General features: G+C 70.1%; 14 protein-coding genes. 4 read left to right on the forward strand and 10 right to left on the reverse strand.

Going from position 1 to position 14,588, the window contains the following annotated elements; translation table 11 throughout:
• The first annotated feature begins 115 nt into the window (after positions 1–115).
• Both ABZX61_RS22015 and ABZX61_RS22020 read left to right on the forward strand, forming a co-directional pair.
• Entirely contained in the window at positions 116–772 is a 657-nt protein-coding gene (locus ABZX61_RS22015) for a class I SAM-dependent methyltransferase (RefSeq protein ID WP_350725409.1), read from the forward strand.
• A 76-nt stretch (positions 773–848) separates the two neighbouring features.
• A complete protein-coding gene (locus ABZX61_RS22020; RefSeq protein ID WP_355197129.1) occupies positions 849–1,466 on the forward strand; it encodes an NUDIX domain-containing protein in 618 nt (205 codons plus the stop codon).
• Between the two features lie 311 nt (positions 1,467–1,777).
• Here the strand turns inward: ABZX61_RS22020 and ABZX61_RS22025 are convergent, their stop codons facing one another.
• The 9 genes from ABZX61_RS22025 to ABZX61_RS22065 all read right to left on the reverse strand — a co-directional run bounded on the left by ABZX61_RS22025 (position 1,778) and on the right by ABZX61_RS22065 (position 11,696).
• The gene (locus tag ABZX61_RS22025) at positions 1,778–4,525 is read right to left on the reverse strand and encodes a CDP-glycerol glycerophosphotransferase family protein (RefSeq protein ID WP_355197131.1); all 2,748 of its coding nucleotides are present in this window, start codon (positions 4,523–4,525) and stop codon (positions 1,778–1,780) included.
• A 209-nt stretch (positions 4,526–4,734) separates the two neighbouring features.
• Complete coding sequence (locus tag ABZX61_RS22030) at positions 4,735–5,049, reverse strand: MGMT family protein (protein WP_355197133.1); 315 nt, start codon at positions 5,047–5,049, stop codon at positions 4,735–4,737.
• Positions 5,037–5,396: a hypothetical protein gene (locus tag ABZX61_RS22035; RefSeq protein ID WP_350725418.1), complete on the reverse strand. Its 360-nt coding sequence runs from the start codon at positions 5,394–5,396 to the stop codon at positions 5,037–5,039. Before ABZX61_RS22035 ends, ABZX61_RS22030 begins: the two co-directional genes overlap by 13 nt.
• Positions 5,397–5,418: 22 nt before the next feature.
• Positions 5,419–6,573, reverse strand: coding sequence for a S8 family serine peptidase (locus tag ABZX61_RS22040; RefSeq protein WP_355197135.1), 1,155 nt, complete (start codon positions 6,571–6,573; stop codon positions 5,419–5,421).
• Positions 6,567–7,367: a hypothetical protein gene (locus tag ABZX61_RS22045; RefSeq protein ID WP_350725422.1), complete on the reverse strand. Its 801-nt coding sequence runs from the start codon at positions 7,365–7,367 to the stop codon at positions 6,567–6,569. Before ABZX61_RS22045 ends, ABZX61_RS22040 begins: the two co-directional genes overlap by 7 nt.
• A gap of 207 nt (positions 7,368–7,574) precedes the next feature.
• Positions 7,575–8,810, reverse strand: coding sequence for a S8 family serine peptidase (locus ABZX61_RS22050; protein WP_355197137.1), 1,236 nt, complete (start codon positions 8,808–8,810; stop codon positions 7,575–7,577).
• The gene (locus tag ABZX61_RS22055) at positions 8,804–9,520 is read right to left on the reverse strand and encodes a hypothetical protein (protein ID WP_355197139.1); all 717 of its coding nucleotides are present in this window, start codon (positions 9,518–9,520) and stop codon (positions 8,804–8,806) included. Before ABZX61_RS22055 ends, ABZX61_RS22050 begins: the two co-directional genes overlap by 7 nt.
• A gap of 45 nt (positions 9,521–9,565) precedes the next feature.
• Positions 9,566–10,747: an adenylyltransferase/sulfurtransferase MoeZ gene (gene moeZ / locus ABZX61_RS22060; RefSeq protein ID WP_350725428.1), complete on the reverse strand. Its 1,182-nt coding sequence runs from the start codon at positions 10,745–10,747 to the stop codon at positions 9,566–9,568.
• 43 nt (positions 10,748–10,790) lie between these two features.
• A complete protein-coding gene (locus tag ABZX61_RS22065; RefSeq protein ID WP_350725430.1) occupies positions 10,791–11,696 on the reverse strand; it encodes an alpha/beta hydrolase in 906 nt (301 codons plus the stop codon).
• An 884-nt stretch (positions 11,697–12,580) separates the two neighbouring features.
• Here ABZX61_RS22065 and ABZX61_RS22070 point away from each other — a divergent pair.
• Positions 12,581–12,967 carry a hypothetical protein gene (locus ABZX61_RS22070; protein ID WP_355197141.1) on the forward strand — a complete coding sequence of 129 codons (387 nt, stop codon included), beginning with the start codon at positions 12,581–12,583 and terminating at the stop codon, positions 12,965–12,967.
• Positions 12,968–13,361: 394 nt separating this feature from the next.
• Positions 13,362–13,700: a hypothetical protein gene (locus tag ABZX61_RS22075; protein WP_350725434.1), complete on the forward strand. Its 339-nt coding sequence runs from the start codon at positions 13,362–13,364 to the stop codon at positions 13,698–13,700.
• 497 nt (positions 13,701–14,197) lie between these two features.
• Here the strand turns inward: ABZX61_RS22075 and ABZX61_RS22080 are convergent, their stop codons facing one another.
• Positions 14,198–14,554, reverse strand: coding sequence for a hypothetical protein (locus ABZX61_RS22080; protein ID WP_355197143.1), 357 nt, complete (start codon positions 14,552–14,554; stop codon positions 14,198–14,200).
• Positions 14,555–14,588: the final 34 nt, after the last annotated feature.

The following is a 14,588-nucleotide window of genomic DNA, read 5'->3' on the forward strand; positions in this document are numbered from 1 at the left end:
CCTACCGTATCGGGGCGAATCTCCACTTTCTCGCGCGACACGCCGCCCTCATGTTCGCCGACGGCGTTGCCGCGATATATCTTGACTTCTCTCAGACGCGACATATCGTGTTTCTATGACTGACAAGGGATACAAGGGCGTCGGCATGGAGGGCGCGATCGCCCGCTGGTACGCCGCGAGCAACGACAGGTCGCCCGACCGGTTCTCCGACCAGGTCGAACGGGTGCGCGAGCTGGCCGAGCCGGGCAGCGAGGTGTTAGAGGTGGCCCCCGGGCCCGGCAACCTGTCGATCGCCCTGGCCGGGACCGGCGACTACACGGTCACGGGGCTCGACATCAGCCAGACGTTCGTCGAGATCGCCCGCGCGAAGGCCGCCGAGTCCGGGGTCCGGGTGGACTTCCGCCGCGGGAACGCCTCCGCGATGCCGTTCGAGGACGGGAGCTTCGACTTCGTCGTCTGCTGCGCCGCGTTCAAGAACTTCTCCGACCCCGTCGGGGCTCTCCACGAGATGCACCGGGTGCTGCGGCCCGGCGGCCACGCTCTCGTCATCGATCTGCGCAGGGACGTGTCCAAGGAGGCCGTGGACGCCGACGTGGCCCGGATGGGGATGAGCGGCCTGTCCAGACTCTTCACGAAGTTCGCCCTGCGGTCCTTCCTGCCTCGGCGGGCGTACACCAAGCCGGAGTTCGAGGACTTCATCGCGCGGACGCGCTTCCGTACGTACGACATCCACACGTCGCCCCTGGCGCTCGACATCGAACTGCGGAAGTGATCGACAACCTCGCCCACGGAGCGTTCCGGCTTGTAACGTAGGGTCAACATTTCGCCTCGGTGTGGGGGTTGATCGCATGCGGTGGCAGGTCCACTCCGAGAGGTCGCTGTACGCGGACCCGTGGCTGGACATCCGGGTGGCGGATGTGGAGCTGCCCGACGGGCGCCGCCTCGACCACCGGCTCATACGTATCGCACCCGGCGCGGGGGCGGTCGTCACCGACGACCAGGACCGGGTGCTGCTGATCTGGCGGCATCGCTTCATCACCGACACGTGGGGCTGGGAGATCCCGCTGGGCCAGGTGGACGAGGGCGAGATGCCTCAGGCGGCGGCCGCGCGCGAGGTCGAGGAGGAGACGGGCTGGCGTCCCGGCCCCCTGCGCCCGCTGCTGTCGATCCAGCCGACCAACGGCTTCACCGACAGCCTGCACCACATCTACCGCGCCGACTCGGCCACCCGCATCGGCCCTCCGTCGGACCCGTACGAGGCGGAGCGGGTGGAGTGGGTGCACGCCTCGCGCCTCCGCAAGCTCATCGAGAACGGCGAGATCGTCTGCGGCACCACCATGTCATCCCTTCTCTACCTCCTGGTGGAGAACCTCCCGAACGGCGGATTCCACCGCACCGAAGACCTCACCTCCGACTACGACCCCAACCGCCGCTTCCTCCTCCCCGACCTCCCAAACCTCTTCTAACGCCACCGCTCAGGACGGCCAGGACAGGGTGAGGCGCCGTACGGAGAGCTCGCGTTGAAGGGGCTGGACGTCGTACGGCGAACGGGCGCTGACGGGGACGGTCCCCGGGCGGGTGGGTGGGGGCGGGGAGTGGCGCGTCCTTGACCATGGAGCCGGTCAAGGATGCGCGTCGTCACGGCGAGCAGCCCGGGAGCCTTCACGACCGGCCATGACGGACGGCCACCGACGTCGGCGCGTGCGGCCCACCGGGCGCAGCCGTAAAGAACGAAGGGCTTGACGGGCGGGGAAGCGACCCGCCCGTTAAGCGGCGACTAGGAGAAGAGGTGATCGACGACGCGCGCCGTGGCCTTGCCGTCGTCGCGGGGGGCGAAGGTGGCGCGGAAGGCTTCGTAGCGGTCGGCGTGGGCCGCCGACACGGAGTCGATGTCGCGCAGGGCCTCGATCACGTCGGCCGACGTCGACAGCACCGGCCCCGGCGCCTGCTCGGCCAGGTCCAGGTAGAGCCCTCGCTTGGTCGAGTATTTGGCCAGGTCGTAGCCGTAGAACACGATCGGCCGGCCGGTGCACACGAAGTCGAACATGACCGACGAGTAGTCCGTCACCAGCACATCCGCCACCAACAGCAAGTCGGCAATATCGGGATAAGTGGTGACGTCGTGGGCAATGTCCGGGACGGCCGGCACCGCCTGCATCGGATGCGCCCGCACCAGGATCTCGTGATCGGCCCCGAGGTCCTCGCGCGCCTTGGCGAGGTCGAGCTTGACCATGGCGTTCTTGCGGTCGTAGTCCCGCCACGTGGGCGCGTACAGGATCACCCGCTTGCCCTCCACGAGCCCCAGCCGCTCGCGCACGGCGGCGGCCAGCGCCTCGCGGTCGGGCGAGTTGAGGACGTCGTTGCGCGGCAGCCCGCTCTCCAGGATCTCGCCCTTGTAGCCGAACGCCTTGCGCAGCACCGGCGTGGCCCACGGCGACTGCGACAGCAGCAGGTCCCAGCCGCGCACCTCCGCCGCCTGGCGGTGCCAGATCGGCGGCCTCGGGTCGCGCGCCATGTGGGACTGGTCGTTGCCGATGTGCTTGGCCGGGGTGCCGTGCCAGGTCTGCAGCACGACCTGGTCCTCGCGGGCCCTGAACCAGACCGGCAGGAACGAGTTGGTCACGATGTGGCGGGACCTGGCCAGCGCGGCGTGGTGCTCGCGGCTGCCCGCGCGGATGACGGTCGCGCCGCCGGGCGGCACGAAGGCGCCGTCCTTGACGACCCAGATGTGCTCGCGGTCGTCGCCCCGCCGCAGCCGCTCCTCGTAGATGGCGCGGACGCTGTCGGCGTAGAGGCGGCCGTCGTTGACGACGTAGACGGTCGCGTCGTTCAGCGGCTCGCTGCGCTGGGCCGGGTAGAACACGCGGCGCAGCACGTGGGTGCCGGCCACGCCCCGCTCGTCGGCGGGCCGGGCCTCCTCGACCGTCACGACCGGCACGTCGAACCGGGTGGAGATCATCCGGTACGTGTGCCCGTCGAGCGTGCGCGGCTCCTCGTCGAGCCCCGGCAGGGCCGCGTGGTCCATGCGCAACGGCACGATCTCGCCCGACGGGTGCCGGATCGACATGTTCCAGGTGCCGGAGGCGAGCGGCACGGGCTCGCCGAAGCGGTCCATGGCCGAGGGCTCGACGCGTACGGAGAACTCCTCGCCGGAGCGCTCCATAGGAAGCCAATAGGACAGCCCGGAGCGGTGCCGCAGCGTCAGCGTGCGGGGGCCCGGGGCGTCGGGATAGTGGCCGCGCAGCAGGAGCGCGGAGCCCTCCCAGACGGCCGAGGTGATCACCGGCCGGATGCGGTGGGCGGAGACGACCACGCGGTCACGGCGGTCGCCGAGCACGGTGATCTCGCGGTCGCCCACGGGCGTGCGGGTCTCCACGAGGTCGGCGAGCATGACGGAGGCCGCCGGATCGCCCTTGGGCTCGACCCAGAGCCGCCGCCCGTCCTTCTCCTGCAGCAGGGTGGGCACGGCCAGCCCCACCGTGACCTCCGTGCCGTCGCCGGCCGGGGTGAAGTCGGCGGCGATGCGGTGGCCGCCCAGGCGGGCGTGACCCTTGGTCACCGTGCGGCCGGGCAGGGAGATCTTCAGCTCCAGGCGCTCGCCCTCGACGGACACGCCCTTCAGCTCGGCCCGGTTGGGCTGGAGCACGATCTGCAGCGCCCGGTCGGACGTCCACACCGGCCGGATCCACAGGCCCGGCTTCAGCTTGAGCCCGGTGGGACGCTCGGGACGGCCGACCGAGGAGCCGCGCAGCAGGCCCGTGGCCCGCGCGCCCCGGCTCCAGAACACGATCTCGGCCCGCCAGGTGGTCGTGTCGGGCACGGACGGGCGGTGCCGCATCCGCCGCCGCACGGCGGACACCACATCGCGTACGGCGCCGCGCCAGCGCAGCGGCCACGGGCTCAGCTCGGCGCTGAACCCGGACCAGTCGTAGTTGCAGCCGGGCTCGCGCGCGCCATGGGTGGCCTCGGGCGCGAGCACGCGCCGCGTGCGCATGCGGATGGGCGGCAGCCAGCGCGGCCCGCGCAGCACCACGGTCGCCCAGTTGAACCTGCGGCTGCGGACGGAGAGCCCCGCCAGGTACGCGAACCCGGTGACGCGCAGCTTGCCGTCGACCCAGACGATGTCGTCGATGTGGGTCACCGGCACCATGTCGGCGCGCCGCAGCCGGTAGAGGTCGGGTGAGAGCTCGTCGCGGAAGGGCAGGTCCGCGTACCAGCGCAGGCCCTTGCGGATGCGCTTGGACGGTTCGGCGGCGGCCGTCACGACCTTGGCGAGCGTCTCGCCCTCGACGAGTTCCTCGTCGGGCCGGTGCTCGATCAGGTGACATATGACACGCCGCGCGACCGGCAGGTCGTGCTTGACGCGCGCGTCCACGGCCGCGAGGTAGGGCCGGACGAGGTCGAGCATCTCGCGCCGCCGTGCCGCGCCGCGCTTGACCGCGAGGTCCATGCGGGACCCGAGTGGGCCGCTCAGCACCTCGGTGTCGTACGCCGCGTCGCGACCGCCGGGGCCGACGGCTCGCATGACCGCTTCGAGGGGCTCTCCACGATCGCAAAGATCCTGGACAGCCTTGAGGCGGTCGGCGAGCGAATCGCCGCCCTGGCTCTGGGCTGTGACGCCGGTGGCCATTGGGGTGGCACCGCCTTTCGGGCCGCCATTCAGTGTTCTGCCCATGGTAATGCGAGTCACATGTCACAAATTCGCCGGTTCGGCAAAACGGCAGGTCATGACCCTTACTGAAAATCCGCTGAAGGCCCGTCCCAGCGACCTTCTCTCATGTTCACCCGTTCGCCCCGTAACGGGGTGCCTTCCTCGCGCCAATGGGCCAGGCAGCGTTGCAGGTGGTCAGGGGCCGCGCAGGTGCCGTCGGCGTGGACGACGCGCCACCACGGCACGCCGCCGCCCCACGTCGACATCACCTTGCCGACCTGGCGAGGGCCGCCCTCGCCGAGGTATTCGGCGATGTCGCCGTAGGCCATGACCTTGCCGGGCGGGATGCGCTCGACGAGGTCGAGCACCCGCTCGGCGAAGGGGTTCAGGGGGTCCATGCCGCCGGGCCCGCTTCGATGATCTCTTCGAACTTGCCGATCTCCATCGCGCTGCCGCCCGTCACGACCTCGATGACGCCGTCGCGCAGCGCGTAGACCTCGCCGTCCTCGCCCACGAGCCGGGCGCCGAGCGCGGCCGAGAGCCGGACGAGTTGCGCGACCTGCCAGTCGGAGCCGGGCTCGCCGACCAGGTGGCCCTGCCAGCGCGCCACCGCGTGCGTGCCGCCCCTGTGCGCGGCCACGATCTCATCATCTCCGCGCAGCCCGAAACCGGCCGGTGCGATGGCCCTCGCGAGCTCCGCGAAGGCGAGTGGCGACTCGCGCACCACCCGCAGCTCGTATCCCATGACGCGGGACCATAGCGGATCTTTACTGTTCCTTGCGCTGATTGAGCACGATGATCGCGCCGCAGAACATGACCAGCGCGACCAGCACGCCTCCCCCGTACAACCACAGCCGCAGCGGATCGGGCCCCGGCCTGGTCGGCACGGGTGAGTCCTCGCCCTGCCCGAAGTGGTCCTGACCTGACATGACGCTGCGCTGCTCACCGGTCAGCCGCTCGGCGGCGTTGAGCGCCGCGGCCGCGTCGACCACCCCGAACCCGGTCTGGTCGTCGTATCCCGGGGCGGGCCGGCCCCGCGCGCTGGAGGCCAGCGCCTGGGCGACCTGCTCGGGCGGCAGGTCCGGATAGCGCGACTTGACGAGCGCGGCCACGCCCGCCACGAGCGCGGCGGCCGAGCTGGTGCCCTCGGAGAGCTCGTAGCCGCTCTTGCGCTTGACCACCGGCACGCCCACGCCGGGCGCGGCGACCAGCACGGAGAGGTTGTCGCTGCTGAACGTGGCCCGTTTGCCCTGCTTGTCGGTGGCCGCCACGCCGATGACCCCCGGATAGCCGGCCGGGAAGCTCCAGTAGGAGGTGCCGTTCTCCCTGGCGTAGTTGGTCAGGCCGTCGTTGCCCACGGCGGCGACCAGGACGACGCCCTTGCCGAGCGCGTACGAGACGGCCTCGCGCTCGGACCTGAGCGGGCCGTAGGAGCCGATGGACATGCTGATGACCTTGGCGCCGTGGTTGGCCGCGTACCGCAGGGCCCGCGCGAGGGGGCTCTCCGAGGTCTGCTCCTCGTCGTCCAGCGGCGGGACCCCCACCTCGGGGTTGTCGTCGGTGACCATGGGCAGCGACAGGATGCGTGCCTCGGGGGCGACGCCGACCAGCCCGTCGTCCTGCCCCGATGCCGCGATCAGCCCGGCCATGGCGGTGCCGTGCCGGCCCGGCGCCGTCTCCTTGGCCACCGCGCCCGCGGTCATGTCGGGGCCCGCGGTCACCCGGCCCTTCAGCTCCTTGACCTGGTCATCCACGCCGCTGTCCACGACGGCGACGGTGACGCCCTCACCCTTGGTGACGGTCCAGGCCTGTTCGACGTTGAGGGCGTCGAGCACCCACTGCTGCTGCTCCCGCACGGGGTCGGCGGTGGGTCCGACCAGTACGAGGAGGACCGCGGTGAGCGCGCGTACGGTCGCTAGCACACGTTCCCCTGGGTACAGGGCGGCACCTTGGGCGGGTCCGCGAGGAAGTAGGCGATCTGGTTGCCGACGGACTTCGCGGCCGGCCACAGCTCGGAGTGCAGGATCTCCTCCGGCGGGATCGCGGCCCTGGTCCGGCCGTCGGCGTAGCCGGCCGTGGAGAACACGATGTACGGCCCGGCGCCCACCCAGCCGGTGCGCTGGCGCTGGTCGGGGCCGAAGCGTTCGGTCACCGTGCCGGGGAAGGCGACGGGCAGCACGCCCACGCGGTCGTCCTGGGTGAGCTCCTCGCTCGCCGAGACCCTGGACGCCTCGTCCTTCAGCACGGCCACCCCGACCGTGATCACGAACGAGGCCGTCTGGTCGACGTACGTGGCCCGCAGCACCGTGACGCAGCCGTGATTCTCCAGGACCCCGGCCACGGAGGCGTCCACTCCCTTGCCGCACTCGGTCTCGGGGGCGATGCCGACGCGCCTGGCGTACTGCTGGGCCCGGTCGAGCCCGAGGTACTTGACCTCTTCCGGGAAGACGCCCGTCGCCGGCCACGCCTGCCAGCGCCTGGCGATCTCCTCCTGTTTGTACTGGTTCTGCTCTGAGGGGGTCAGGGGGCGCGAGCGGGTCTCGGCGAACAGGCCGACCGTGCCGAGCAGCACGACCACGGACGACACGACCACGATGACGCTCAGCAGCATCACGAAGATGCGCCGATACCGGACGCCCTGCTGGAGCGCCTCCCTCTCGACGCGGTCCCTGGCGGCCGCACGCGTGCGTGAACCCGCGGCCGGCCACGTACGCACACGCGACCGCCGGCCGGTGGTGGCGCCGAGCGGATTCCTCCGTTCCGGCGTGGCCCCGCCCTCGGAACGCGGTAGCCCTGAAGTCGACCTACGAGCCCTCACCACCGCCTCATCCTCGCCGTCCTCCCTGCCCGTTGCCTCACTGCGTGGGGCGGGCTGGGGAGCCGTTGGCGTCCCGTGTCTATTTCGTCCCCCTTAGTAGGCGGATCATGCGTCTTGTGAGCTGTACACCCGACGTACGCGCCTGACCAGGATGAATATGACGCCCAGGGAAGCGAACGCGCCGACGGCCGCCGCGGCGGCGACGGCCGCGTAGACGGTGACGCGCCTCTCGTCCCTGACGATGACCTGGATGGGGGCCGTCCGGCCGCCGGCCAGCGGCGCGGCCGGGTCGTGGGCCTGGTCGCCCGCGGCGGTCTCGGTGTAGCCGGCCAGCTTGCGGGCCTCGGAAAGGGCTCTGGCCGCATTCACGACGCCGAAGCCGGTGCCGGTGTCGTACCCGCCCGGGGGCCTGTCGGTGGCGCTGGCCGTCAGGGCGCGGGCCACGAGCGGCGGCGACATGCCCGGATATTTGGCTTTGATGAGGGCGGCTATGCCCGAGACCAGCGCGGTCGCCTGCGAGGTGCCCCTGCCGACCCAGTACTCGTCGCCCGGGCCCGCGCCCATGATGTCCACGCCCGGGGCGGCCACCAGCACGGAGGAGTTCCAGTTGGAGAACGTGGCCCGCCGCAGCCGCCGGTCCGTCGCCCCCACCGAGACCACCCCGGGGAACGCGGCCGGATAGGAGTAGGGGGCGAAGTCGCCGTCGATCTTCCGGTCGCCGTCGTTGCCGGCGGCGGCCACGAGCACGACGCCCTTGGAGATGGCGTAGCGGATGGCCGCCCGCTCCTCCCTGGTCGCCAGCTCTTTGGAGATCGACATGTTGATCACGTCCGCACCCTCGTCCACCGCGTAGCGAATGCCTTGGGCCACCACGTCCTCGAAGCGCTCCGCCGAGTTGAACTCCCGGAAACCCGGCTCCTCATCCTCAAGGATGACCCTTACTGACAGTACGTCCGCTTCGGGCGCAACGCCGATGATCCCCAGATTTCCCCCATCGCCATGGCCGTGTCCGGCGATCAGAGAGGCCATGTACGTGCCGTGCAGGCGGCTCGGGGCGACCCCCGGCGGGTTCGCGCCCTCGGTGAAGTCCTTGCCCACCCGCACCGAGCCGGCCAGGTCGCGATGGTGCGGATCGACGCCGGAGTCGAGCACCGCCACCGTCACGCCGCCGCCCTTGCTGGTGCGCCACGCCTGGGTCAGTGCGAGCGTCTTGATGACCGGCCGCTGCCCGCCGCGTACGTCGTCCGCCCACGCCGGCGCGGCGGCGTACAGCAGCATCCCGGCCGCCACGGCCGCCGTTCCCCGCCTGAGCATGACCCCCGTACTGCCCCGGCTCAGCACCGCCACTCCTCGGCCGCGCAATCGGGCATCCGTGGCGTGCTCAGGTCGGTCAGCACCCGCTCGGAGATCTCGGTCGCGAAGGCGAAGATCGAGGGCCGCTGCTCGTCCGCCGCGTCCGCGGGCCGGCCGTCCACCTGGCCCGCCGTGGTCAGCACCAGGTACGGCCCCGCCTGCCGCACCGAGCCGGCCTGGCGAACGCCGGGGGTGAAGCGGTCGGCGACCGTGCCGCTGAAGGCCAGCGGATACAGGCCCGGCACAGGTTTGCCGCTGTCGGAGAAGGCGGCTTTCGCGCGTACGGCGTCCGGCTCGTCACGTAGCGCGACCACGCCGATCGTGACGAGCACGCCGCGCAGCGCGTCGATGTAGGTGGCCCGCAGCAGGCCCTTGCAGCCCGCCTTGCGCAGGGCCTTGACCGCCTTGGGGTCGACCGGGTCGCAGGCGGTCCCGGGCGAGATGCCGATCCGGCTGGCACGTTCCCGGCCGCCCTGCTCGGCGGAGTACGGCAATGTGGCGGGGAAGATACGTCCGCTGGGCCAGGTGCGCCAGCGCTCGGCGACCTCGCGTCTGGCCGCCGCCTGGAGCTCGGCGGCGCTGGGGCCCCGGGTGAGCTCCGTGCCCGCCGCGCTGCCCGACACCCCGGCGGCCACCGCGCAGACCAGGGTCAGCGCGGAGGCCACCACGAGCGTCGGCCACGGACGGGCAGTGTTCACGCCACCGACCTTAACCGGGCCTTCCGGATAACACTCCGGAAACCATCAGTAGGAGGGCAGGCTCGGGTCCACGGTCTTGACCCAGCTCAGAACGCCGCCGCCGACGTGCACGGCGTCGGAGAACCCGGCGTTCTTGACGATGGCCAGGGCCTCGGCCGAGCGCGCGCCGGACTTGCAGTGGAGCACGATGCGCTTGTCCTGCGGCAGCTTCTCCAGGGCGGAGCCGTTGAGGAACTCACCCTTGGGGATCAGCGTGGCGCCGGGGATCGAGACGATCTCGTACTCGTTGGGCTCGCGGACGTCGACGAGGAAGATGCTCTCGCCGCGGTCCTGCATGCCCTTGAGCTCCGCCGCGGTGATCGTGGAGCCGCTGGCCGCCTCGGCGGCCTCGTCCGAGATGGCGCCGCAGAAGGCCTCGTAGTCGTCGAGGAGCTGCGTGACCGTCGGGTTCTTGCCGCACAGGACGCACTCGGGGTCCTTGCGGACCTTGACGTCGCGGTACTTCATCTCCAGGGCGTCGTAGATCATCAGCCGCCCGACCAGCGGGTCGCCGATGCCCGTCAGCAGCTTGATGGCCTCGTTGACCTGGATGGAGCCGATCGACGCGCACAGCACGCCGAGCACGCCGCCCTCGGCGCACGACGGCACCATGCCGGGAGGCGGGGGCTCCGGGTAGAGGCAGCGGTAGCAGGGCCCGTGCTCGGCCCAGAACACGCTGGCCTGGCCGTCGAACCGGTAGATCGAGCCCCAGACGTACGGCTTGCCGAGCAGCACCGCGGCGTCGTTCACCATGTAGCGCGTGGCGAAGTTGTCGGTGCCGTCGACGATGAGGTCGTAGCCGGAGAAGATCTCCATGACGTTTTCCGTGGTCAGCGCCGTGTTGTGGATGACGACGTCGACCAGGGGGTTGATCTCGCGGACGGACGCCGCGGCGCTCTCGGCCTTCAGCCTGCCCACGTCGGACTGGCCGTGGATGATCTGGCGCTGCAGGTTGGACTCATCGACCACGTCGAAGTCGATGATGCCGAGGGTGCCGACGCCCGCCGCCGCGAGGTACATCAGCGCGGGCGAGCCCAGGCCCCCGGCGCCCACACACAGCACCTTGGCGTTCTTCAGCCGCTTCTGCCCCGCCATACCCACATCGGGGATGATCAGGTGGCGCGAGTAGCGGCGCACTTCGTCGACGGTCAGCTCTGCGGCCGGCTCGACCAGCGGTGGCAACGACACTTTCTACGCTCCCGTTCCAGGGGGTCCTATCTCACCTTGAAACCTAGCTGGCGAGTGGGGCATTCCCCAATCGAGTCTCACGGATCAGACGGCGTGCTTCCGCCGCCACGACCTGCGGCATCTCCATCATCGCCACGTGGCCCGCCGTCGGCAGCAAGACGAGCCGGACCTGCGGGAACGTACGGTATGCCTTCGCGGCCATGGCGGGCCGGACCAGCCGGTCATGCCTGCCGTGCACGATCAGGGTCGGGGCCTTGACGTTGGCCGCCTGGCGCCACAGGTTGTCCTCGCCGCGGCGGAAGTATTCGGCCACGATGCCCCTGGCCGACCCGATCATGGCCTCGCCGGAGTAGGGGAGGTCGTCGCGCCTGCGGAGCTCGTCGATCGCGTCGCGCAGGCGTACGGGATGGACGGAGTCGGTGTTGGCCCAGACCATGGCCACGGAGGCGTTGACGCGATGCTCGGCGGGCACCAGGCGGAGCCTGCTCGCCACCCATTCGCCCAGTACGGGCACCGCGGCGGCGGCCACCCGGACGGGGCCGTACCTGGGGAGCAGGTCGGGCAGGGCCGGGGAGACGAGGGTGAGCGAGCGGACCAGGTCGGGCCGGGTGGCGGCCACCCGGACGGCGACCGCGCCCCCGAGCGAGTTGCCGAACAGGTGGGCCGGGCCCGTGTGCTCCATCAGCTCGGCCACGGCTCTGGCGTGGCCGGCGACGGTGTAGTCGCCGTCGGCCGGGGCGGGCGAGAAGCCCGCGCCCGGGAGGTCGAGGGCGTGGCCGGTGACCGTGTCCTTGAGCTCGTCCATGAGGTCGGTCCAGTTGGTGGCCGACCCGGCCAGGCCGTGCACGAAGACGGCCTGCTCACGTTGCCCCCGGTGGTCACTCGTCGATCGGACGTGCACCGAGCCGATCATGCGACCCGGCCAGTCCGGGACCGGCTTCGCCATCATGCGTCCTCCCCGCCGTTCCTTCTCGTTCTCTCAACGATAACCACCCCGTCTGGGTGGGGTCTGGATTCCGTACAGAAGCCCGCTTACATCACCTTTTCCGGCATCAGGTACACACCGTCACACATGCCTCAAACACCCCGCTGATGCGATCCCCAGCGAGGGTGGTGGCGTCTCGGGGCCCGGCGCGGCACCCGGATCCGGGCCGGCGGGCGGATCGGTGGCGATCATCGCCGTGTTCGGACATATCGCCATATATCGCGGCTTAGAGGTCTAATCGATCTCATCGCATGCCAAGAGTGTGGCAAAAGGCACCGTTCATCGTTTATGGCGCACCAAGGTCGGAAAGCATGACAACCAGCAGCACTTAGCGTGACGGTTGAGGAACGCACCGTTAATGGCGGGACAGACCAGCCTCGAACGCACCACCGCCGGGTGCCGCAAAAAGCGGGAGACATTTTCGGAGGGCGCACAATGGCGCCCGCCGAACAATGACGCCGGGCGTCGGCGAAGCGTCCGGGGTAATGGCCATCGATATGTTCGCGGACTTTCATCGGTCCGAGGGCGGCACCGCAGCAGGCAAATCACCACTCGCAGAACCGGCAGGGCCGATGACGACAGGCCAGGCCGGCGCGCGAGCATTGCCATGCGTGGCCGCCCTATCAATTGCGCCACAATCGGACATATCATGCCATTTCATTGGATAGATCTTTAATGCGAGCAATAAGATTGTTAATGCATAGCAAAATAGGGTCTCTCCAGTTTGCCCGCCCGTCGCCCCGGAAATGACATTCAATGGATGACTCTTCAGCAGCCGTCCAAGACCTGTTTTCAGGTACCCGGAAACGTCGAGAACGGGGCAATCGATCCTTTAGGGGGAAAACGCAATGCCCAAGCTCAAGAGTGTTATCGCAGGCCTCGCCGTCAGCACGGCGCTGACCGGCGGCATGGTCAGCGCGGGCGCGGCCACCACTGCGGTCAGCGCCGACGCCATCAAGCTCAACACCTCATCCATCCTCACCGGCACCGACGACGACTTCGACGAGGGCATCGACGACGGCCTTCTCGATGACGACCTCGGCCGCAACATCGTCATCGACCGTCGCGACCGTGACCGTCACCGCCGGCAGTGCCGCCGTCACCACGGCGGCTGGGGCGGCGGCTGGGGCGGCGGCTGGTGGGGTCGCCACCGCCGTGGCGGCGAGGTCTGCGTCGTCATCCGCAACGACAACGTCAACGACAACAGGCCGGAGCGCCGCCGGCGTACCTGGTAACAAAGCCTTGTGTTAATGGCGGGAGGATGAACGTCCGCACCTTCGGGTAGGTCCAATCTTCTCGTCTTCCGCGGGGGGTTTAGTGAGGGCTCTCCCGGCCTTTGGCCGGGGGAGCCCTCACTGCGTTGTACGGCGAGGTGGCAGTGCCGGCGGACTTATACCAGTACGGCAGGGAACGGGGCTAAGCGGGGTGGAATCTTTTGTTTCGACCATGAGGGGGTCCGTGGTCCACCAAATCAAGGCAGTTCCGGTTTGCTGGTGATTTGTCCGGAAATATGCAGCGTGCGGGAGATTCCTAGGAATCGTCCGTAGCGTTTCCCCGATGCGGCCGGATCTGTATCCGCCTGTGCCGGGGGGCGTGAAACAGGGCAATCGAACCTTTAGGGGGAAAACAATGCCCAAGCTCAAGAGTGTTATCGCGGGTCTCGCCGTCAGTTCGGCGCTGACCGGTGGCGTGGTAGCCGCGGGCGCGGCCACGTCGCCGGCCGGCGCGGCCGTCCAGGTCAAGTCCGCCGCCCCCGTCCTCGCCGGCAACTGCCGCGGCGGGGGCTGGCGCCGGTGCGGCGGGGGCTGGGGCGGCCGCTGGGGCGGCCCCTGGGGCGGCCCCTGGGCCTGGGGCGGTCGCGGCTGGGGCGGCGGCTGGGGCCGTCACAACAGGGGCGCCCGGGTCCGGATCGTCATCGTCAACCAGAACCACAACATCAACGGTGGCCACCGTGGCGAGGAGTGGTAGGACTCAGACGCTGAGCTGAGCATTGGCGCGCCTCTGAGGCCGCCGTAGCGGGCGGAGTCCCCGAGCGATAACACTCCACCCACGCCAAACGAGTGTCCGTATTCATCGGGACCGGCGCCACCCTCCGACCGGCGCCGCCCAAGCGAATACGGGCACTCACTTCTGTTTTCTACGGTCGTCGCTCCGTCTCAAGCGGCCCCCACAAGCCGAGCGCCCCTGTCCCCCGGCGCGGCCGTCATCGCCATGGACCGTCCGTTCCCCGAGAAGAGGGCGGTCCCGACCCTCTTCGGGGTCGCCCCGGACTGGGCCCGTCTTCGGGCGCCGGCGGTAGGAGACACGTCGAGTGCCCGTATTCGGTGGGTCGACGTCGTCGCTGTCGGGGCAGACGTCGGGACCCGGTGAATACGGGCACTCGATCGGCGTGGCCGGAGCTTCATCGCTCAGGGGACTCCTGGTGTGGCGCGGCCCGCGCCACCGGTTCGCCTGTGCGGTGAGCCCTACTGCCACGTGGGCTGGTTGTTGTCCTCGTGGTGGTCCATCTCGTGGCGCTCGTCCATGCGCTGCTGCACGTTGCGGTTGCGGTTCGTGTTGATGATGATGATCTTGATGCGGGGCATGCGGTGGTGGCGCCAGTTGGCCCAGCGTCCGCCGCCCCAGCCGCCGCCCCAGCCACAGCGGCCCCAGCCCCCGCGGCCCCAGCCCCCGCCGCCGCAGCCCCCGGCCAGGACGGAGGTGGCGGTGCCGACCTGGGTCGCCGCGTCGGCCGCGGACATGGCCGCGCCCACGCCGACCACGCCGCCGGAGAAGGCCGTGCTCAGGGCGAGGCCGGCCATAACACTTTTGAGCTTGGGCATTGCGTTTTCCCCCTACAGGTTCGATTGCCCCGTT

It is taken from the genome of Nonomuraea sp. NPDC003709 (genome assembly GCF_040610775.1).
In the GTDB taxonomy this organism is placed as follows: domain Bacteria; phylum Actinomycetota; class Actinomycetes; order Streptosporangiales; family Streptosporangiaceae; genus Nonomuraea; species Nonomuraea angiospora_A.